This is a genomic window from Escherichia sp. KCJ4928 (assembly GCF_004352695.1).
GTDB lineage: Bacteria > Pseudomonadota > Gammaproteobacteria > Enterobacterales > Enterobacteriaceae > ECMA0423.
The window spans coordinates 1-295 of the sequence record NZ_SJWV01000716.1; the positions used below are offsets into that span (position 1 = coordinate 1).

The 295-nt window shown below is 53.9% G+C and carries 1 pseudogene; it reads right to left on the reverse strand.

Annotated features, from left to right (window positions below):
- Positions 1 to 295, reverse strand: a pseudogene (locus E0D98_RS26410) (hypothetical protein); the annotation flags it as partial.

Consider the following 295-nt stretch of genomic DNA (forward strand, 5'->3'; position numbering starts at 1 on the left):
TCCAGCTCCCCCCACAGCACATCAACGAGCTCTCCGCGCTCATACAACTGCCAGCCACAGAAATCACAGCCCTGTTCGGCATACCAGTGCTCCAGCGTGCAGCTGAAACGGCGGCTTAATTCTGCAACAACGTCGCTTTCCGGCTGACACCACGGCGTGTCGAAATCAACCTGAATGAAGTTTTCCCCCTGACTGCTGATATTCAGGTCATACCCACAAGGCCACTTCACGCCATACCGTTCGGTATACCAGTGATATGCAGAAGGAACACCGTTCAGAACACCACCGTTAAAGC